Below are 19579 nucleotides of genomic sequence, written 5' to 3'. Positions count from 1 at the left end.
GCATCAATCGTCGGTGGCGACGTAGCCCACGATGCCGCGCAGCTTCTCCACCGGGATGGCGCCCTTCCTGAGCAGGCGGGGCACCGCCGTGGTCAGGTCGATGATCGTCGACGGCGTGTTGTCGGCGCACGCGCCGCCGTCCAGGTAGACCGTCACCGAGTCGCCGAGCTGCTGCTCGGCGTCGCTCGCGGTCGTCGCGGCGGGCGCGCCGGACCGGTTGGCGCTGGAGACGGCCATCGGCCCGGTCTCCTTCAGCAGGTCGAGCGCGACCGGGTGGAGCGGCATCCGGAGCGCGACCGTGCCCTTGGTGTCGCCGAGGTCCCATGACAGCGACCGGTTCGCCTTGCACACCAGCGTCAGCGGGCCGGGCCAGAAGGCGTCGATGAGGTCCTGGCCGTACGGGCCGAGGTCCTCCACCAGGGCGTTGGCCGCGCGTACGGTGCCGACGAGGACGGGCGGCGGCATGTCGCGCCCCCGGCCCTTGGCCTCGAGCAGCGCGGTCACCGCCGACGGGGTGAAGGCGTCGGCGCCGATGCCGTAGACGGTGTCCGTGGGCAGCACCACGAGCTCACCCTTGCGTACGGCCGAAGCCGCGTCGGTCAGGCCCGCGGCCCGCTGGTCGGGGTCTGCGCAGTCGTAACGTCGTCCCACGGCGTGCATCCTATTCCTGGCCGAACTTGGCGGTGACGAAGCGGTCCCTGCGGGTGAGGTCCTGGCGCAGCCTGGCGTCGCGCCAGCCCTTGTCCTCGGGGAACAGCCGGTAGACGGCCTGGCCCTGCTCGTCGGCGTGCTCGACGGCCACCAGGCCGCCCGGCCTGAGCAGGCGGCGGGCCGTACGCTCGACGGCTCTGACCTCGTTGAGGCCGTCGGCGCCGCTGCCGTACAGCGCCCGCGCCGGATCGTAGTCGCGCACCTCGGGGTCGCGCGGGATCGCGCCGGGCGGGATGTAGGGCGGGTTGGAGATGACGAGGTCGACCTTGCCGTTCAGCTCGGGCAGCGCGTCGGCGAGATCCTCGGGGTGCAGGTGGACCCGGCCCTGGCCGTGTTCGGCGATGTTGCGCTTGGCCCAGCCGTACGCGTCGGGGTCGACCTCGACCGCGTGCACCTGGGCGAGCGCGACCTCCTGCGCGATCGACAGCGCGATGGCGCCCGAACCGGTGCCGAGATCGACCACGAGCGGTTCGGCGACGTCCATCTCGCGCAGGCGCTCGATCGCCCAGCCCGCGACGACCTCGGTCTCGGGGCGCGGCACGAAGACGCCGGGGCCGACCGCCAGCTCCAGGTAGCGGAAGTAGGCGTGGCCGGTGATGTGCTGCAGTGGCTCTCTGGCCTCGCGCCTGGCCACGCCCTCCCAGAAGAGGGCGTCGAAGTCGGCGTCCTTGACCGTGTGGAGCGCGCTCCTGCGCACGCCGTGGACGAACGCCGCGATCTCCTCGGCGTCAGTGCGCGGCGACGGCACCCCGGCCTCGGCCAGCCGAGCGGTTGCGAGGGCGATCTCGTCCAGCAGGAATGTCATGAGTGTTGTGCGAGCTTCTCCGCCATTTCGGCGTCGATGAGGGCCTGGGTGACAGCGCTCAGTTCTCCGTCGAGCACCTGGTCGAGGTTATACGCCTTGAACCCGACGCGGTGGTCGGAGATGCGGTTCTCGGGGAAGTTGTAGGTCCTGATGCGCTCGGAGCGGTCCATCGTGCGGACCTGTGACTTGCGCTCGGCCTGGGCGGCGGCCTCGGCCTCCTCCTGCGCCACGGCCAGCAGCCTGGCGCGCAGGATGCGCATCGCCGACTCCTTGTTCTGGAGCTGGCTCTTCTCGTTCTGGCAGGAGACGACCACGCCCGTCGGCAGGTGCGTGATGCGGACCGCCGAGTCGGTGGTGTTGACGCTCTGCCCGCCGGGGCCGCTGGAGCGGTAGACGTCGACGCGCAGGTCGTTGGGGTCGATGGTGACCTCGACCTCTTCGGCCTCGGGGTAGACCAGCACGCCGGTGGCGCTGGTGTGGATCCGGCCCTGCGACTCGGTGACCGGCACCCGCTGCACGCGGTGCACGCCGCCCTCGTACTTCAGCCGCGACCAGACGCCCTCGTCGCCCTTGGCCTTGATGGCGATCGTGACGTCCTTGTAGCCGCCGAGGTCGGAGTGCTGGGCGTCGATGATCTCGGTCTTCCAGCCGAGCCGTTCGGCGTAGCGCAGGTACATCCGCAGCAGGTCACCGGCGAACAGCGCCGACTCCTCGCCGCCCTCACCCTGCTTGATCTCCATGATGATGTCCTTGTCATCGTTGGGATCGCGCGGGATGAGCAGGTGCTTGAGTTTGTCCTCCAGCTTGGGGACGCGCTCCTCCAGCTGGGCGGCCTCCTCGGCGAAGGCGGCGTCCTCGGCCGCCAGCTCCTTGGCCGCGGCCAGGTCGTCGCGGACGGCCTCGAGCTCCCGATAGGTGCCGATGACTGGCGTCAGCTGACGGTAGCGCCTGCCGAGCGTGCGGGCCTTGTTCTGGTCGGCGTGCACGGAGGGGTCCGCGAGCTGCTGCTCCAGCTCGGCGTACTCACCGAGCAGTTCGTCGAGATTCACCGTGCGTCCTTCTTCCGCTTTGTCGCCGCCCTCTTCACCACGAACGCCGACCCGGGAGCGCGGACGCGCGTCTCCGGGCCGGCGTGAGGGAAGCTACTTGCTGGCCTTCTTGCCGAAGCGCTGCTCGAAGCGCGCCACGCGACCGCCGGTGTCGAGGATCTTCTGCTTGCCCGTGTAGAACGGGTGGCAGGCCGAGCACACGTCGGCGTGGATGACGCCGTTCTTCGCGGTGCTGCGCGTGGTGAAGGAGTTGCCGCAGGTGCAGGTCACCTGCGTCACGTTGTACTCGGGGTGGATGTCGCGCTTCATGGCTGTCCTTTCGAGATGCGGTCGCCGGGTCGCTCCGTACGGCTTGCGCGCGGTCGCACACGGTCGGTCGCGCGCTGCGGGAACCGGTACCGCTTCGGTTCAGCTACCAGTGTGCCAGATCCTTGAACCATCCCAGGCCACGAGCGATTCCCGCCGATCTTGTGGACGGGTCACCCCAGGCACACTAGGCTCCGGTGCCCAAACCGTAACTTTTGTTACATTTCAAACTGATGCAAGGGGCCCCATCACATGAAAAGAAGGATGCGGTTGCTGCTGGCGACCGCAACGGGGGTGGCTGTGCTCGTCGGGGGTGCCGGCCTCTCCTCGGCCAGCGCATCCGTGTCGCGGGCGGTCCACGCGGTGGCCGACGACATCACCAGTGTGTCCGTCGGCAACGCGTACGTGCCCGCTGACAAGGAGATCGAGGTCTCGTTCACCTTCCAGGTGTCGAACCCGCTCGGCACCGGCACCGCCGCCACGACGGACGCCGACAAGGTGACGATCAGTTCGGCCGCCATCACCCCGCCCGGCAAGAGCGCCAGGCCGCTGAACGTCTCCTACACCGCGCCCGCCCACGTGGGCGAGAACCAGCCGCGCCCCGCCTCCGCGCCGGGCAGCGGCAAGTTCACCATCTCCAAGGACGACCCGTCCGGCGACTGGACCCTGACCATCGTGACCTCTCGCGGCACGAACAACTTCACCGTCAAGGTCGCAGCCAAGCAGGGAATCACCGGCGCCTCCATCACCCCCAACCCGGTCGACCTGATCAAGGGCAAGGAGGTCAAGGTCTCCGTCCGCGCCGCCGTCAAGGACGCCACGCTCGTCAGCGCCAAGATGGTCAGCGACACCACCTCCGAGTACTACGACCTCGGCAGCCTGGAAGTCGACACCGACGGCTACTACACCGGCGCCGTCTACTTCACCGACGACAGCGCGCCCGGCGCGTGGACGCTGGAGATCTCCGCGAGCCGCGGCAACGAGACCCTCAAGGGCGTCGGCTCGTTCACCGTCAACGCGCCGGCCGGCGGAACGTCCAAGAAGTCGAAGTCGAAGATCACGCTGACCGCGCCGAACAAGGCGACGACCGGCAAGGCCTTCAAGATCTACGGCAAGGTCTATCGGGGGACCAAGGCGTACTCGGGCAAGGTCGTCGAGGTGTACTTCAAGAAGAAGGGCACCAAGTCGTACAAGTTCATGGGCTTCGCGAAGGCCACGTCGACCGGCAAGTACACCAAGGCGGTCAAGCAGCGTTACGACGGCTACTGGCGCGCCAAGGTGCCGGCGTCCGGCAAGACGTACAGCTCCTGGTCGGCCCAGGAGTACGTGGACGTGAAGTAACGGCGTCCCTGATCGGCACGAACGGCCCGCTCCCCTTCACGGCACTTTCCAGGGGGCGGGCCGTTTTCCTGTATCCGGCGGCGCCCATGGGCCCGAACCCCCCCCGCCGACAACCGCAGAGCCCAGCGGACGGCCCGGCGGCAACCGTCCGCACGGCGCGGCCCGATCCCCGGCACGCGCCCTGGAAGCCCGAAAGCGCCCCGGGTGCGACACCCGGGGCGCTTTCGCGTGACGTCGTGCTAGTCGCGGTCGGAGCTGACCGTCGTCTTCTGGACCTGGAGGAGGAACTCCGCGTTGGACTTCGTCTCCTTCATCTTCTCCAGAAGCAGCTCGAGCGCCTGCTGCATGTCCAGCGCGTGGAGCACGCGGCGGAGCTTCCAGACGATCTGGAGCTCCTCCTTGGCCATGAGGATCTCTTCCTTACGCGTGCCGGACGCGTCGACGTCGACCGCGGGGAAGATGCGCTTGTCGGCCAGGGAGCGGTTGAGCTTGAGCTCCATGTTGCCGGTGCCCTTGAACTCCTCGAAGATGACCTCGTCCATCTTGGACCCGGTCTCGACCAGGGCGGTGGCGAGGATCGTCAGCGAGCCGCCGTTCTCGATGTTGCGCGCGGCGCCGAAGAAACGCTTCGGCGGGTAGAGCGCGGTCGAGTCGACACCACCGGACAGGATGCGTCCGGACGCCGGGGCGGCCAGGTTGTAGGCGCGGCCGAGGCGGGTGATGGAGTCGAGCAGGACGACCACGTCGTGGCCCAGCTCGACCAGGCGCTTGGCGCGCTCGATGGCCAGCTCGGCGACGGTCGTGTGGTCCTCGGCGGGCCGGTCGAAGGTCGAGTGGATGACCTCGCCCTTGACCGAGCGCTGCATGTCGGTGACCTCTTCGGGCCGCTCGTCGACGAGGACGACCATGAGGTGGCACTCGGGGTTGTTGCGGGTGATCGCGTTGGCGATCGACTGCAGCACCATCGTCTTACCGGCCTTGGGCGGGGAGACGATGAGGCCGCGCTGGCCCTTGCCGATCGGCGACACGAGGTCGATGATCCGCGTGGTCAGGATGTTGGGCTCGGTCTCCAGGCGCAGCCGCTCCTGCGGGTAGAGCGGGGTGAGCTTGTTGAAGTCGGGCCGGTTGCGGGCCTGCTCCGGGTCCATGCCGTTGACGGTGTCGAGGCGGATCAGGGCGTTGAACTTCTCCCTGCGCTCGCCGTCACGCGGCTGGCGGACGGCGCCGGTGATGACGTCGCCCTTGCGCAGGCCGTTGCGGCGGATCTGGGCCAGCGACACGTACACGTCGTTGGAGCCGGGCAGGTAGCCGCTGGTCCTGACGAAGGCGTAGTTGTCGAGGATGTCGAGGATGCCGGCGATCGGGATGAGAACGTCGTCGTCGCCGATCACGGGCTCGTTGCTGTCGAAGCGGTCACGGCCGCGGCCGCGGTTGCGCTCCCTGAAGCGACCGCGCCTGCCGCGCCCGCGCTCGTCGTCATCGCCGCCGCCGCGCTGGTCCTGCGAACGGTCCTGGACGCGATCCTGCGAACGGTCCTGGACGCGATCCTGCGAACGGTCCTGGCGGTCCTGGCGGTCCTGGCGGTCCTGGCGGTCACGGTCCTGACGGTCCTGGCCGCGGTCGGTGCGCTGCGACTGCTGCTCGCCACGCTCCTGACGCTCGCCGCCACGCTCCTGGCGGTCACCGCGCTCGCCACGCTCGCGGCGGCTGCGGCGCTCGCCGCGCTCGCGACGGCTCTCGCCCCGCTCGGCGCGGCCTTCGGCCTGCTGGTCCGCCTGCTCGACGGCCGGCTGCTGCGGCTGCTCGACGACGGGCGCGGCGGCGGCCACGGCGGGCTGCTCGGGGGCCGCCACGGGCTCGGCGGCGGTCACGGGCTCGGCGGCCGGCGCAGGGCGGGAACGTTCCCGGCGGCTGCGGGCGGGACGCTCGGCCACAGGCTGCGCCTCGGCGGGCGCGGCGGTCTCGGCGGGCGCCGGGGCACTGTCACCGGCGCCGACTCCCTGCTTCTCCTGGATACGCGCGATGAGCTCGCTCTTGCGCATCCGCCCGGTCCCGCTGATGCCGAGCTCGGCGGCGATCTTCTGCAACTCGGGCAGCACCTTCGCGGACAGTCCGGTGCCGGAGCGACGCGCGCGAGGCTTGGCCGGGGCGCGGGTGGGGGTGTCGCCGGACGCGCTCGCGGCGGAGCCGGAAGCGTCGGAGAGGAGTTCGGTGGTGTCGCTCAACTAAGGGTCCTTCCCAGGGGTCGGGCGTCGGCCGTGATCAGCCGATCGTCCTGGAGGTGCTGTCGATCCGGCGGGACAGACCGGGTCGAGGTGCACTTTGCGATCTTCGGCCGCCGCGCAGGACGGCCGCCACGGTTGGGGAGGGGCTCGTCCAGGTCGCCACAGGACAGTGGCACGTGGAATGAACCCCCCAGATTGCTGTCGCCAGCCAGATGTCGAGGTGGTTCGAACGCGCACTTCCCCGGATTCGCCGCCTCGCGTCGCGCCGACCGGTTGTGGGCCGAACGGGGCGAACGGATTCGGGGAGACAGCCATGCTGCTCACGCCTCGCGACGTGAAGCATGATGCAGCGATGTGTGGCTGACAAGCACGCACCCAACAAGGGGGCATCTGGTGCGGCTACCAGCCTAACATCACCAGCGCACACGGCTATTCCCTGAAGGTCTAAGAGGCATCAGCGTGTCTCGGGGAACTGAACGCTCGCACCATCCTGGTCGACGTCCATTTGCTGGATGTGCCAGTCATTACCCACTTCTGGCGCGATCAAATCCTGCGCATCCGGTGTCGAAAACGCAAGAATTGTGGGACCTGCTCCCGAAACGACGGCGGGTACCCCCACGGCACGCAGTCGTTCCACCAGATCGGCGGTCCGCCGCATGGCAGGCGCGCGATAGTCCTGGTGGAGACGATCTTCCGTGCCGGCCAGCAGCAGGTCGCGATCGGGCAGCCGGGTCAAGGCGGCGATCAGCAGTGCGGCCCGCCCCGCATTGAAGGACGCGTCCGTGTGGGGCACGTCCTTGGGTAGCAGTCCCCTTGCCGTCTCCGTGGACAGCCGCGTGGCGGGTATCAGCACCACAGGTCTGATGTTCGCGTCGGGAACCAGTTTCACCATATGCGGAACTCCACCGTGGTCGCTCCAGGCGACGGTGAGCCCGCCCGCCAGGCAGGGGGCCACGTTGTCGGGATGCCCCTCCATCTCGGTGGCCAGCGCGAAGACCGCCTCGTCGCTCAGGTCGGCTGTTCGCTCAGAGCCGAGCGCCGTGCCGTCCTCGGCCGTGTACGGCATGCCCGCCAGCGCCCTGGCGGCGAGGATGCCCGCGCAGATGGCCGCCGACGACGAGCCGAGCCCCCTGGCGTGCGGGATGCGGTTGCGACAGTGCAGGCGGATCCCCGCGGGCCGAGGGGCGTTCATCCGGTCGAAGGTCTTGCGCACGGCCTGGATGACGAGGTGCTCGTCACCGAGGTCGAGTTCGCCGAAGCCCTCGCCCTCGACCGAGACCTCCACCACGCGCTGCCCGCTGGGCGGCGTGAACAGTGACGCCTCGATCTCGTCGTAGAGGCTCAGCGCCAGGCCGAGGGAGTCGAACCCGGGACCCAGGTTCGCCGATGTCGCCGGAACCCGGACGATCACCCTGCTGTCGGTCATGCATCTCCTCAGGGTCGCCGTGACGGCGGGCGCCGGAGTCCTGCTGGGCGGCGCGCCTTCGGCGGACGGCGCCCCGTGACCACGGAGGCGCCGGGCCCGCTTGCCGTAGGGGAGGACAAGGTCATTCGAGGCCGAGGGCGGAGGCCGCGGCGTGGACGTCGATGGGGATGGTGACGGGCGCCGGAGCGCCCGAGATCGCCCAGTCGGGGTCCTTCAGGCCGTTGCCCGTGACCGTGCAGACGATGCGCCGGCCCGGTTCGACCAGCCCCTGCGCGTGGGCGTGGAGCAGGCCGGCGACGCTGGCCGCCGAGGCCAGCTCGACGAACACGCCCTCCTCCTGGGCCAGCAGCTTGTAGGCGGCGGCGATCTGCCGGTCGGTCACCGCCTGGATGAGCCCGCCGGACTCGTCGCGGGCCGCCTCGGCGAGCTTCCACGAGGCCGGGTTGCCGATGCGGATGGCGGTGGCGATGGTGTGCGGGTGGGTGACGGGCGCGCCGTTGACGATGGGCGCGGCGCCGCTGGCCTGGAAGCCGAACATGCGCGGCGCGGTGCCGTACTCCTGGTAGCCCATCCAGTAGGCGGAGATGTTGCCCGCGTTGCCCACGGGGATGCAGTGGATGTCGGGGGCGGCCCCGAGCGCGTCGACGATCTCGAAGGCGGCCGTCTTCTGGCCCTGCAGGCGGTACGGGTTGACCGAGTTGACCAGCGCGATCGGGTAGTTCTCCGACAGCTTCCTGGTCATCTCGAGGCAGTCGTCGAAGGACCCCTCGACCTGCAGCAGCGTCGCGCCGTGCACGAGCGCCTGCGCCAGCTTGCCCATGGCGATCTTGCCGCGCGGCACGAGCACCGCGCAGGTCAGCCCCCCGCGTACGGCGTAGGCGGCGGCCGAGGCGGAGGTGTTGCCGGTCGAGGCGCAGATGACGGCCTTGGCGCCCTCCTCCACGGCCTTGCTGATGGCCATGGTCATGCCGCGGTCCTTGAAGCTGCCGGTCGGGTTGGCACCCTCGACCTTCAGGTAGACCTCGCAGCCGGTCAGAGCCGAGACGCGGTGGGCGGGGACGAGCGGCGTGCCGCCTTCGAGAAGCGTCACCACGGGCGTCCTGTCGCTCACCGGCAGCCGGTCCCGGTATTCCTCGATGAGGCCTCGCCATGCCCTGGTCATGATGTGCTCCTGCGACTACCTGCGGTGTTGGGCACAGAGTCTACGGCCACCCGGCTCGCCCGGCGGAACGCACGTCCACTTGTTGGACAGACTTCTCCGCCAATACCCAGCAACCCCGGATAAGGTCTCCCACAGGGGACGGGGAGGGCTGGAAACACCATGACTGCGATGAGGCAGAACGACTACTCCGCGCTGACGCCGCCGCGGCTGGGCGCGTGGTCGCCCTCCCTGTCGGTGAGCGTGGTCGTCCCCGCCCACGGCGGCCCGCATCTCGACCTCGTCCTGGCCGCGCTGGCCGGGCAGAGCTATCCCGAGCACCTCATGGAGGTCGTGGTCGTCGACGACGGCAGCGAGCCGCCGATCAGGCTGCCGGAGATCCGGCCGGTCAACACGAGGATCGTCCGCGTGACGGACGGCTGGGGCATCTCCGACGCGGTCAACACCGGGGTGAAAGCCGCCGACGGCGAGATCATCCAGCGCCTCGACGCCGACATGGTGGCCTGCCGCGAGCACATCGAGGCGATGGCCAGATGGCACCACGTGTCGGACTACGTGGTGTCGATCGGGATGAAGAGGTTCGTCGAGGCCCCGCCGCTGACGCCGAAGCAGGTCCGCCGCGCGACGGACCTGGGCGAGCTGTTCGACCTGTCGTCGGCGCTTCCCAGCTCGACGGAGGCGACGATCGAGAAGACGGACGGGCTGCGCAAGAGCCGCAATCCTTACCACGTGTGCACGGGCCCGACGTTCGCCCTGCCCCGGGAGGTGTTCCACGCGGTGGGCGGCCTCGACCCGCACGTCCTGCGCGGCGAGGACACCGAGTTCGCCTACCGGCTGGCCATGCACGGCGTGGTGTTCGTGCCCGAGATGGAGGCGCGGGCCGTCCACCTGGGGCTGCCCGCGCAGCACCGCGACCGGGAACGGGCGGTGCGGGTGGTCGAGCCGTTCCTCGCACACCGTATCCCGCTCCGCCGTGACCTGCGCAAGGACAAGGGCAGGCGGTGGCTGGTGCCGTACGTGGAGATCGTCCTGGATGTCACCGACACCTGCGAGGCCACGGTACGGCAGGCGGTGTCGGCGGCGCTCGACGGCAAGCTGCAAGACGTGGTCGTGACGCTCGTCGGGCCGTGGTCGCGGCTGCACGACAACAGGCGTTCGGTGCTCGGCGACGCCTGCTTCGAGCTCAGGGTGATGCGCGAGCTGTACGCGCACGACGACCGCGTCAGGCTCATCGACGAGGCCGCGCCGACGCCTTCGCCGACGCCGTTCCGCTACATCGGTCCCGTCGACGTGCCGCTGCACCGGGCCACGCTGGAACGGATGGTCGAGTCCGTGCAGAAGGACCTGGTCGGCGTGCTGGTCGTCGACCTGCCCGACGGGCGCACGGCCCGGCTGGAGCGCACGTCGGCGCTGGGCCGCGCGCGGCTGCTGGCCGCCGCCGGTACCGACCCCGACGAGGTCATCGAGGCCACCCACGGCATCAGGCGTGAGGGCCCGGACCGCTACTGGCCGGCGCCCGCCCCACCCGCGCCGGTGTCGATCCCCGCGCCCGTGCCCACCCCACCGGCGGACACCCCCGAGGAGCGCACCCTCCTGCGCCGTCTCAGGTCGGCCCTGCGACCCAACTGAGGCGCCCCGGCCGCGTCCCGCCTGACAGGTTCGTCCCGATTCCCGCCTGGGTAGCTTCGTAACGAGCGTCAGGTCCTCCCCCCGTGCACCTGGACAAGCACGAGACGAACGAGGTGAGGATCATGGGGGAACCGGCCAACGGACTCGAGGCTCTCGCGCGGGGCGACGTGCCCGTGCTGGAGACGCTGACCCAGATGACGGTCAACACGATGGAGCGGTCCGGGCTCGACCCCAAGACCTACATCCTCGTGCGGATCGCCGCGCTCGTCGCGCTGGACGCCTCGCAGCCGTCCTACCTGCTGAACGTCGGCGCGGCGGGTGAGATGGGCGTCTCTCTGGAGGAGATCAGGGGGACGCTCGTCGCGGTCGCGCCGGTGGTGGGCACGGCCAAGGTGGTCTCGAGCGCCGACAAGATCCTCCAGGTCCTGGGGGTCTGACGAGCAGGCGCCTGACCTGGCAAAAGCGGGCGCCTGACCTGGGAAAAGCGGGTCAGTCCTTCTTGCGCAGGGCGCGGCGCAGCGAGGTGGCGAGCGCGGCGCGCAGTCCGCGCTGCATCCGCCCCGCGGCGGCGAGCTGGCGGCGCAGCGTGCCGACCTCGCGCCGCAGCTCCACCGCGTTCCTGCGCCACTTGCCCGACTCCTCGCGCCACCGCTCGACCTGCCCCCGCAGCCGCTCCACATCGGCGCGCAGCTTCGCGACCTCCGCCTGCGCGTCGAGCCTGGCCCGGTACACGCTGCCGCGCCCGGGGATCTCACGGCCCTGCCGGGCGAACCCGTACGTCTCCCCCGCCACCCAGCGCACCCCGGACACCGTGTCCACCGCGTCGTCGAGGTCCTCCCCCGGCCCGGCCACGATCGCGGCCCTGGCGAAGGCGGCCGCGCGTTCGAACCTGGCGGTGACGACGCCGGCGGCCGACTCCGACAGCAGCACGTCGACCAGCCCCTGCCCCTCGGTCGCGGCCAGCTCGATCAGGCGGGCGAGGGAGTCGGGGCCCGGCACCCACCCGGCCGGCACTCTCAGCACGTACGGCACGGCCGGGTCGACCGCGTCGCCGGTCACCAGGCGCACCCTGCCCTCGTAGGCGTAGTGCCCCCGCACCAGCACCAGGTCGAGGCAGGGGTCCCTGAGCGGAGCCCGCCTGTCACGCTCGAGCGTGTCCCACGGCCCGACCAGCGCCACCCGCACGTCGGGGACGGTGCCCGCCAGCAGCGCGTCCACGGTCGCCCGCACGTCCTCGTAACTGGAACCGGCGGCGTGGACGACGGCCTCGACGAAGGGCACCTTCCACTGGCGGCCGGGGTGCGAGCGCAGCCACCGGTAGGCGGGGATGCGGTCGGCGACGGTGGCGTGGCTGACCCGGTCGATGGGCGCCTTGTCACGCATGCGCATCGTGGGACCGAGGTGGTAGGCGCGGGCCAGCGGCTCCGGCACGAACACCGCGCCCGCCTGGGCCAGCCGGTAGCCCATCTCGGTGTCCTGGCCGAGGATGAGCTCCTCGTCCATGGGCCCCGCGGCGGCGATCAGGCGCGCGTTGACGGAGGTGGCGCCACCCACGTGCAGGCTGAAGGGACGCGTGGGATTGGCGGTGAGACCGTCGGTCCGCTCGACCAGGTCGACGATCCACTGGTGCGGCTCGGCCGGCTCGAAGCTCTTCTCCAGGTCGTCGGGCAGCTGCGCGGGCACGGGCGCGGAGGTGAAGCGGATGTAGCCGGTGACCACCAGGTACGGCGCGGCGTGGTGCCAGCGCATGTGGGCCTCGATGGCGCGCGGCGTGAGCACCACGTCGGAGTCGAGCCAGTGGACGACCTCGCCCGAGGCCACGTCGAGCCCGGCGTTGCGCGCGCAGGCCCGGCCCGGCCGCTCGCAGACGACGAGCTTGACCCACGACGGGACGCGCAGGGCGGGCTCGCTGCCGTTGTCGACCACGATGACCTCGGTCAGGTCACGCGGGTAGCTCTGCCTGCCGAGCGCCTCGACGACCAGGTCGAGCTTGTCCTGGTCGCCGTAGGCGGGGACGACCACGCTGACGCTCATGGTGGGGGTCCACGAGCCGAGCGCGGGCACGTCGAGCGTGCGGTAGTCGTTGCCCCGCACCCGGGGAGGGATCATGTGGTTTCCAGGAGCAGACTGGGCCGGAAGCCGCGCCACTGGTTGTGGGCGACGTTGAGGAAGTGCGCCAGCGGCAGCTGCCAGGTGTGACCCTCGCTGAGCGAGCGGCGCAGCACGTAGCCGAGGCCGTGGGCGCGGTAGATCCGGGCGCCCTCGGCGTGCCGCGACTTCAGCAGCGCCGCGTCGACGCCGCGCGTCAGCGGCTCGAAACCGGGGAAGGCGTCCCTGCCGAGCAGGATCGTGCCGCCTGCGACGAAGTCGCTCCACACCTCGCTCTTGTAGGAGGTCCGACGAATCGTCGTCCTGAGCGGCTCGAGGTAGAAGAATTCGGCGGCCGTGCCGACGATGTCGGCGCCGGACGCGCGTTTGGCGAGCAGAAGATCGGAAAGATGCTCGGGGCCGTACCAGTCGTCGTCATCCCATTTGGCGATGAATTCGCCGGAGGCGTGCGCGGCAGCGCGGTTCAGCAGCGCGCCGAACGGCACGCCCGCCTCCGCCGACACCACGCGGATCGGCGCCGCGCAGGTCTCGACGGCCCTGCGGGCCAGCGGATGGTCCTCGATGCCGTGCAGGCCGAGCAGGACCTCCACCTGGACGTGGCGCTGCCGGGCGATCTGGTCGAGCGCGGAGCCGAGCAGGTGTGGCCGCATGCTCGACATCACGACGCTCACCGTGGGCGCGAGCGCGGGCTTGGGCGCGAGCCTGCGCAGCCGCACGCTGTGCTCCTCGCGGCGCAGGTCGGCGACGCAACGCGGCCCCGGCTCCCGCCGTACGGCGAGCCATGCCCGGTCGGCGAGCAGCCCGCCCAGGTCGGCGGGCACCCAGGACGGGACCGGCGCGGAAGGCTCGGCGGTCAGCGGCACGCCCGCGCAGGCGAGGGCGAGCAGCCCGTCGCCGGCCGCCCGCCGTTCGGCCGGCCCCATCTCCTCGGCCGCCGGCCACTCGACCGACAGCCCCGCCAGCGGCCTGAGCGTGTCGAGTTCGGGTAGCGGCGCCCCCTCGACGGTCCACCGCGCGCTCTCCCATCGGAGCGTCGCGATCCCTTTCGCCGGGGTGCGCAGGTAGCCGGCAGCCCCTTGCGTGCCCACGAAGGGGGTGGCGGTCATGGGGGGACTCCTCCTGCCTTCATCGTCGAGCCCGCCCACTTTACGCCGCTCTGACAAGCGCGGCCGAGGGGGCATGCCCAACGGGCACGTGGAGCCCAAGGTTCCCAGGGATCCTCCAGAAACTTGTGGCACGGTAGTGACCAGCCTTGACTATGGTGTAAATATCCAGACTTTTCCCAGGTTGACGTTCAAACATGGAAAGGTATGCGCGGATGCTCTCGCCCCGCCGGCTGGCCGTGACCGCAATCCTCGGAGCTCTGGTGCTCGGCGCGCTGGCGATAGCGGTGTACACGGGCGTCCTGTCCTTCGCCGCCGCCGTCGCCGCGACCGCCGTCCTCCTGTCCCTGGGCGTGCTGGCCTTCCTGATGCTGGCCGTACGCCGCCTCGACGGCAAGGCGCACCGCATCGACCTGCGCGTCAAGAAGATCGAGACGGGCCTCGCGCAGACCGGCGCGGGACTCAAGCGGATCGAGACCCGCATCGACGCGCTCACGGCCGCCGTGGAGGAGGTCGCGCGCGGGCGCACCGAAGGCCTCAGCGCCATCCTCGCCTCCCTCGGCGAGGACCGCGTCAACGCGATGGCCCACGCCGAGGAGGTGGCCCTGCTCAGAGCGGAGCTCAGAGAGCTACGCAGGGAGAGCGTATGAGGATCCGCCACAACGACTACGGTGTGCTCAGCCCTCCAGTGATCGGGGCGTGGACGCCTGAGCTGTCCGTCACGGTGGTGATCCCCGCCTACGACTGCCAGGACGAGCTCGACCGCACGTTGGCCACGCTGACGGCGCAGACCTACCCGGCGCACCTGCTCGACGTGGTCGTCGTGGACGACGGCAGCGACCCGCCCCTGCGCGCGCGGCCCACCGGCGCCCTGGCCGTCAGGGTCGTCAGGGTCGAGGACGGCTGGGGCCGCGGCAACGCGAGGAACACCGGGGCGCGGGCCGCGACGGGCGAGGTGATCCACTGGCTCGACGCCGACATGATCCTGGCGCCCGACCACATCGAGGCGCACATGCGGTGGCACCACCTGATCGACCACGCGGTGGTGATCGGCGACATCGTGTTCGGCACCGGCTTCGCCGACGGGGCGGCGCAGCCGTACACGGCGAAGATGCTGGCCGAGACCCGGCGGCTCAAGGACGCGGGCGCCAGTGCCTACCTGCTGCACACCGGCGCGACGACATCGGTCCCGGCACGCCTGCTCGCCGACGCGGGCGGCGTCGACCCGCGCCTGAACATGGCCGAGGACACCGAGCTCGGCTACCGGCTCGCGCAGGCGGGCGCGGTCTTCATCCCCGACGGGGAGGCGCGCAGCCTGCACGTCGGGGAGTCGACGGTGATGCGCAGGCAGCAGGAGGTCCACCGGCACAACTGGTCCTTCCTCGGCGACCACATCCCCGACCTGCGCTGGCTGCGCGGCCACCCGCGCCGGCAGTGGCTGGTGCCGTACGTGCGGGTCGTGGTCGAGGCGGGCGGCTACGAGGAGAGCCGCGCCACGGTGGACTCGGCGCTGGCCGGCTCGGTACCCGACGTGGCGGTCACCCTGGTGGGTCCCTGGCCGTTGCTGACCGGCGGGCGGCGGTCCAGCCTCGACGACCCGCACCTCGACCTGCGGCTGCTGCGCAACCTGTACGAGCACGAGCCGCGCGTCGACTTCGCCGCGGCCGCGCCGGTCAGCGTGGCGCCGACGCCGTACCTGCTGACCGTGCCGCGCGGGTGGGTGCTCGGCGCCGACACCGTCGCCCGGCTCGTCGCCCGCGAGGAGGGGCTGGTCAGCGTGGCGCTGGCCGAGGCGGCCGAGGGGGTGGTCGCCGCGCGCCTGGAGCGCACGGCCGCCTTCGCCAGGGCGCGCAGGATCGGCGGGGACCTCGACGCGCTGGTGGACGAGATGTTCGGGTCCCTGTGGGTCGGCGCGGCCGAGTACGGTGTCACCACCGCGGAGGAGGCCGAGCCGCTCGCGGGCGATCCGGCCAAGTGGCGGGCGCTGGCCGCCCGGCGCAAGGACGAGATCAAGGCGCTGCAGGCCGAGGTGAGCAGGCTGAAGCGGCAGCTCGACACCCCCGCCACGGTGGCGCGGCCGCGCCGGGGCGGCCTGTCGACGTTCCTGAGGCGCGTCATATGATCGCCGACCTGGTGGCCGAGGCCCTGGCCCGCACCCCGGACGTCCGCGTCTTCCACGCGGGGCTCGACGTGGACGTCGAGGGCACCGACCTCGACCACGAGCTGGTCGAGCCGCCCCCGGCCGCCGAGCGGGTCGCCGAGGTGCTGGTGCTCGCCGGCACGCCCGCCGACCTGCGCAGGATCGCCACGCTGCACAAGGTGCTGCCGGAAGCCGAGCGGGTCGTCGTCGCGGTCGCCGACACCCCCGCGGCGCACCCGGCCCCGGTGCCCACGCCCACCCCCGCCCATCGTTGGCGGTCGCTGGCCGAGCTGCGCGTCCACCAGCCGAAGGACCGGGTGTGGGTGGTCGACGCGCGGTTCTCGGCGCCCACCCCGGCCGGCCGTACGGTCACCGCGACCGCCCGCGCCTTCGCCGGGCACCGGCTCGACGTGATCGCCGCGCCGGCCGCGGCCATCGCGGGCGTCGGCGCGGCGGACTGGCGTCCGGGCGACCCGAACGCGACTCCCGCCGACCTGACCGGTCCCGTGCCGGAACGCGTCGGCGCGCCGGGCGGCGACATCGTCCTGCGTACGGTCGAGACCGAGGTGGAGTGGACGGAGGACGAGCCGCCGGTGGACCGGCCGACGGCCGGGGCGACCAGCTGGGAGCGCATCGGCCGGCCTGGCGGCACCGGCCTGGCCGCCGTCCTCGCCGAGCCCTCGATGATCCCCCCGGTCGACGAGCGCCTGGTGAACCCCATGGGCTTCGTCACCACGCCGTCCCGGGGAACGGCGAGGCTGGCGGAGTCGGGCGGCCGGTGGTCGGTCGTGCTGGACGGCAGGCCCGTGGTGACGTTCGCCGCCTCCGGTGGCGTGACCGACGCCGACGTGGCCAGGCTGCGGCAGGTGCGCGGCGTGACGATCGACTGGCACCACGCGCACAGCGGGCCGCTGGCGGCCGTGCGGGTGCTGGCCGGGCTGGCCGCGGCGGGAGTGCCGCTGGTCGCCCAGGAGGTGCCGCGCTGGGCCGGCGCGCTCGGCGAACCGCTCGCCCGCCTCGTCACCTCGCCCGTCGACCTGGCCGACGACCTGCGGCGCGAGGAGCACAGCGTCAGGCTGCGCCGCGAGGCGCTGCGCACCCACGGCGTGGCCGCCCGCTGGGAGCAGCTCGGCGCGCCGGCTCCCGCTCCCCCGCTGACCTCGGTGCTGCTGGCGACGCGCCGGCCGGCCATGGTCGGCTTCGCGCTGGAGCAGGTGGCCAGGCAGCGTGACGTGCAGCTCGAGGTGATCCTGGCCCTGCACGGGTTCCCGGCCTCGCACGCCGACGTCGTGGACGCCGTCAAGCGCTTCGACCGGCCGATCACCGTCTTCGAGACCGAGTCGGTGTTCGGGGAGGTGCTCAACGACGCGGCGGCCCGCGCCGCCGGATCGTTCCTGCTGAAGATGGACGACGACGACTGGTACGGACCCGACTTCCTGTCCGACCTGCTGCTGGCGCACTCCTACTCCGGCGCGCAGGTCGTCGGCACCGTGCCCGAGTTCGTCTACCTGACCTCGATCGACGTGACCGTGCACCGCAGCCAGGTCACCGAGCAGATCACCAGCTTCGTGGCGGGCGGCACCATCCTGGTCGAGCGGTCGGCGTTCCAGGCGGTCGGCGGGTTCCGGCCGCTGCGCCGCTCGGTCGACACCCAGTTCCAGGAGGCGCTGCAGGCGGCGGGCGGGCAGATCTACCGCACCCACGGCCTCGGCTACGTCCTGCGCAGGGGACCGGCCGCCGACCACACCTGGCAGGAGCCGATCGGCACGTTCCTGCGGCGCAACCGGCGGCAGTGGCGGGGCTTCCGGCCGAGCGCGCTGATGGAGCTGGCGCCATGAGGATCAGGCGCAACGACTTCGGGGTGCTCAGTCCGCCCACGCTCGGCACCTGGGAGCCGACCATGACGGTGACCGTGGTGATCCCCGCCCACGACTGCCAGGAGACGCTCGACCTCACGCTGGCCGCCCTGTCGGCGCAGACCTACCCCGCCCACCTGGTCGACGTCGTCGTGGTGGACGACGGCAGCGACCCGCCGCTCCAGGCGGCCGGCCCTGGAGACCCGCCGCGCCACGCCTCCCGGCCCGTCGACCCGCCGCGTCCTGCCCGCGTGCGGGTCGAGCGGGTGCGGGACAGCTGGGGCCGGGCCGCGGCGGTCCAGACGGGCCTGGAGGCGGCCACCGGTGACGTCGTGCTGGTGCTCGACGCCGACATGGTGCCGCACCCCGACCACGTCGAGGCCCAGATGCGGTGGCACCACCTGGCCCCCTACCTGGTGGTCCTCGGCTGGATCGACTTCACCCAGCCCGAGTCGCCGCCCACCCCGGCCGAGGTGGCCGCCGGGGCGAAGGACCTGTTCCCGATGTCCCCCCACCGGCACGACTGGGCGGAGGAGATCATCGCCGCGCACGACGGGCTCAGATCCGCGCCCAGCTCGCTGGTGTCGCGGGTGCACGTGGGCGCGACCGCGTCGTATCCGGCGTGGCTGCTGCGCGCGTGCGGCGGCATGGACGTCTCGCTCAAGCTCGCCGAGGACACCGAGCTCGGCTACCGGCTGACGCAGGCCGGCGCGGTCTTCGTGCCGGATCCCGAGGCGCGCGCCTGGCATCTCGGGCTGCCGACGGCCATGCGCTCGTTCGCCGAGCTGAAGCGCTACAACGACCCGTTCGTCGCCGACCGCGTGCCGTACCGGCGTTACCTGCGGGGCGAGCAGGGGCGGCAGTGGCTGGTGCCGTACGTGGACGCGGTGGTCGAGGCGGGCTCCTACGAGGACGTCCGCGCCACGGTGGACGGCCTGCTGGCCGGGTCGCTGCCCGACGTCAGGGTCACGGTCACCGGGCCGTGGGAGTGGCTGACCGACGCGCGCCGTTCCCCGCTCGCCGATCCGCTGCTCGACCTGCGGCTGCTGCACGCGCAGTTCACCCACGACCCCCGGGTACGGCTGGACGGCGCGCCTTCCGGCGTGGCGCCGTTCCGGCTGCTGTGCCCGCCGGGCTGGATGCCGGGACACGACACGGTGGAGCGGCTGGTCGCGCACCTCGAGGACAGCGACGGCGGCGTCCTGTGCGTCGCCCTCGGCGAGCGGCCCGACGGGGTGGTGGCGGCGCGGCTGGAGCGGACGGCGGCGCTGTCGCGCGCGGCGCTCGTCATCCGCCCCGGCGAGATCCTCGACGACGTGCTGGACGAGGTGTTCGGCGTCGAGTGGGTGGACGGCGCCGAGTTCGGCTTCACGCGCCGGCCGCGCGTCTACCCGCCGCGCAGGCGCCCGCTGCCCGAGCACGAGCGCCTGGCGCGGCAGCGGGAGAAGGAGCTGGCCAGGTTGCGCGAGCGGACGGCCGCGCTGCGCGCCGAGGTCGCCCAGCTGCGCAGGGAGGCGGCCAAGGGGCGCAGGGACACCGCCAGGTGGAAGGAGAAGGCCGAGCACTGGCGGCGGGAGGCCGTCAGGCTCGCCCGGGAGCGGAACCGCACCGTCCTCAACCGCGCGGTCCGGCGGGTCCGGAGCCTGACCTTCCCCGGCCGCTGACCCAGCCGGGGAAGCTGGGTACTTCGCCCGCCGACCAGGCCGGAAAGCTGGATACC

At 71.8% G+C, this 19579-nt stretch carries 16 protein-coding genes; 7 read left to right on the top strand and 9 right to left on the bottom strand.

Annotation, left to right across the window (positions count from 1 at the left end):
* Positions 1–3: 3 nt before the first annotated feature.
* The 4 genes from ABZX22_RS33845 to rpmE all read right to left on the bottom strand — a co-directional run bounded on the left by ABZX22_RS33845 (position 4) and on the right by rpmE (position 2874).
* Positions 4–651 carry an L-threonylcarbamoyladenylate synthase gene (locus ABZX22_RS33845; RefSeq protein WP_354917221.1) on the bottom strand — a complete coding sequence of 216 codons (648 nt, stop codon included), beginning with the start codon at positions 649–651 and terminating at the stop codon, positions 4–6.
* Positions 652–661: 10 nt separating this feature from the next.
* Positions 662–1516: a peptide chain release factor N(5)-glutamine methyltransferase gene (prmC, locus tag ABZX22_RS33840; RefSeq protein ID WP_354917218.1), complete on the bottom strand. Its 855-nt coding sequence runs from the start codon at positions 1514–1516 to the stop codon at positions 662–664.
* Complete coding sequence (gene prfA / locus ABZX22_RS33835) at positions 1513–2565, bottom strand: peptide chain release factor 1 (RefSeq protein WP_354917215.1); 1053 nt, start codon at positions 2563–2565, stop codon at positions 1513–1515. The genes prmC and prfA overlap by 4 nt, the downstream gene beginning before the upstream one ends.
* 93 nt (positions 2566–2658) lie before the next feature.
* Positions 2659–2874, bottom strand: a complete 216-nt coding sequence (gene rpmE / locus ABZX22_RS33830; protein WP_354917212.1) for a 50S ribosomal protein L31 — start codon at positions 2872–2874, stop codon at positions 2659–2661.
* A gap of 249 nt (positions 2875–3123) precedes the next feature.
* Here rpmE and ABZX22_RS33825 point away from each other — a divergent pair, with 249 nt between their 5' ends.
* Positions 3124–4212, top strand: a complete 1089-nt coding sequence (locus ABZX22_RS33825) for a hypothetical protein (protein ID WP_354917209.1) — start codon at positions 3124–3126, stop codon at positions 4210–4212.
* Positions 4213–4451: 239 nt separating this feature from the next.
* Here ABZX22_RS33825 and rho read toward each other — a convergent pair whose 3' ends face one another.
* The 3 genes from rho to thrC all read right to left on the bottom strand — a co-directional run bounded on the left by rho (position 4452) and on the right by thrC (position 9025).
* Positions 4452–6437 carry a transcription termination factor Rho gene (gene rho / locus ABZX22_RS33820; RefSeq protein WP_354917207.1) on the bottom strand — a complete coding sequence of 662 codons (1986 nt, stop codon included), beginning with the start codon at positions 6435–6437 and terminating at the stop codon, positions 4452–4454.
* Positions 6438–6891: 454 nt separating this feature from the next.
* Positions 6892–7863 (bottom strand): homoserine kinase, encoded by a 972-nt coding sequence (thrB, locus tag ABZX22_RS33815; protein ID WP_354917204.1) that lies wholly within the window; start codon positions 7861–7863, stop codon positions 6892–6894.
* A 121-nt stretch (positions 7864–7984) separates the two neighbouring features.
* Complete coding sequence (gene thrC, locus ABZX22_RS33810; RefSeq protein WP_354917202.1) at positions 7985–9025, bottom strand: threonine synthase; 1041 nt, start codon at positions 9023–9025, stop codon at positions 7985–7987.
* 168 nt (positions 9026–9193) lie between these two features.
* Between thrC and ABZX22_RS33805 the strand changes: the two genes are divergently transcribed.
* Together ABZX22_RS33805 and ABZX22_RS33800 are read left to right on the top strand one after the other, a co-directional pair.
* On the top strand, positions 9194–10651 hold the full coding sequence (locus ABZX22_RS33805) for a glycosyltransferase (RefSeq protein WP_354917199.1): 1458 nt from the start codon (positions 9194–9196) through the stop codon (positions 10649–10651).
* 83 nt (positions 10652–10734) lie between these two features.
* Positions 10735–11088, top strand: a complete 354-nt coding sequence (locus ABZX22_RS33800; protein WP_354917196.1) for a carboxymuconolactone decarboxylase family protein — start codon at positions 10735–10737, stop codon at positions 11086–11088.
* A 52-nt stretch (positions 11089–11140) separates the two neighbouring features.
* Here the strand turns inward: ABZX22_RS33800 and ABZX22_RS33795 are convergent, their stop codons facing one another.
* Complete coding sequence (locus ABZX22_RS33795) at positions 11141–12760, bottom strand: glycosyltransferase (protein ID WP_354917193.1); 1620 nt, start codon at positions 12758–12760, stop codon at positions 11141–11143.
* The gene (locus tag ABZX22_RS33790; RefSeq protein WP_354917190.1) at positions 12757–13866 is read right to left on the bottom strand and encodes a glycosyltransferase family 2 protein; all 1110 of its coding nucleotides are present in this window, start codon (positions 13864–13866) and stop codon (positions 12757–12759) included. The genes ABZX22_RS33795 and ABZX22_RS33790 overlap by 4 nt, the downstream gene beginning before the upstream one ends.
* Before the next feature lie 212 nt (positions 13867–14078).
* Here ABZX22_RS33790 and ABZX22_RS33785 point away from each other — a divergent pair, with 212 nt between their 5' ends.
* The 4 genes from ABZX22_RS33785 to ABZX22_RS33770 are packed head-to-tail and all read left to right on the top strand — an operon-like array spanning position 14079 to position 19523.
* A complete protein-coding gene (locus ABZX22_RS33785) occupies positions 14079–14513 on the top strand; it encodes a hypothetical protein (RefSeq protein ID WP_354917188.1) in 435 nt (144 codons plus the stop codon).
* Positions 14510–15985: a glycosyltransferase gene (locus ABZX22_RS33780; RefSeq protein WP_354917185.1), complete on the top strand. Its 1476-nt coding sequence runs from the start codon at positions 14510–14512 to the stop codon at positions 15983–15985. Before ABZX22_RS33785 ends, ABZX22_RS33780 begins: the two co-directional genes overlap by 4 nt.
* Positions 15982–17841 carry a glycosyltransferase family 2 protein gene (locus ABZX22_RS33775; RefSeq protein WP_354917182.1) on the top strand — a complete coding sequence of 620 codons (1860 nt, stop codon included), beginning with the start codon at positions 15982–15984 and terminating at the stop codon, positions 17839–17841. The genes ABZX22_RS33780 and ABZX22_RS33775 overlap by 4 nt, the downstream gene beginning before the upstream one ends.
* Positions 17838–19523 (top strand): glycosyltransferase, encoded by a 1686-nt coding sequence (locus ABZX22_RS33770; RefSeq protein ID WP_354917179.1) that lies wholly within the window; start codon positions 17838–17840, stop codon positions 19521–19523. Before ABZX22_RS33775 ends, ABZX22_RS33770 begins: the two co-directional genes overlap by 4 nt.
* Positions 19524–19579: the final 56 nt, after the last annotated feature.

The sequence above is a fragment of the Nonomuraea sp. NPDC003804 genome, assembly GCF_040610675.1.
Lineage (GTDB): Bacteria > Actinomycetota > Actinomycetes > Streptosporangiales > Streptosporangiaceae > Nonomuraea.
This window is presented reverse-complemented; position numbering and strand designations above follow the sequence as displayed.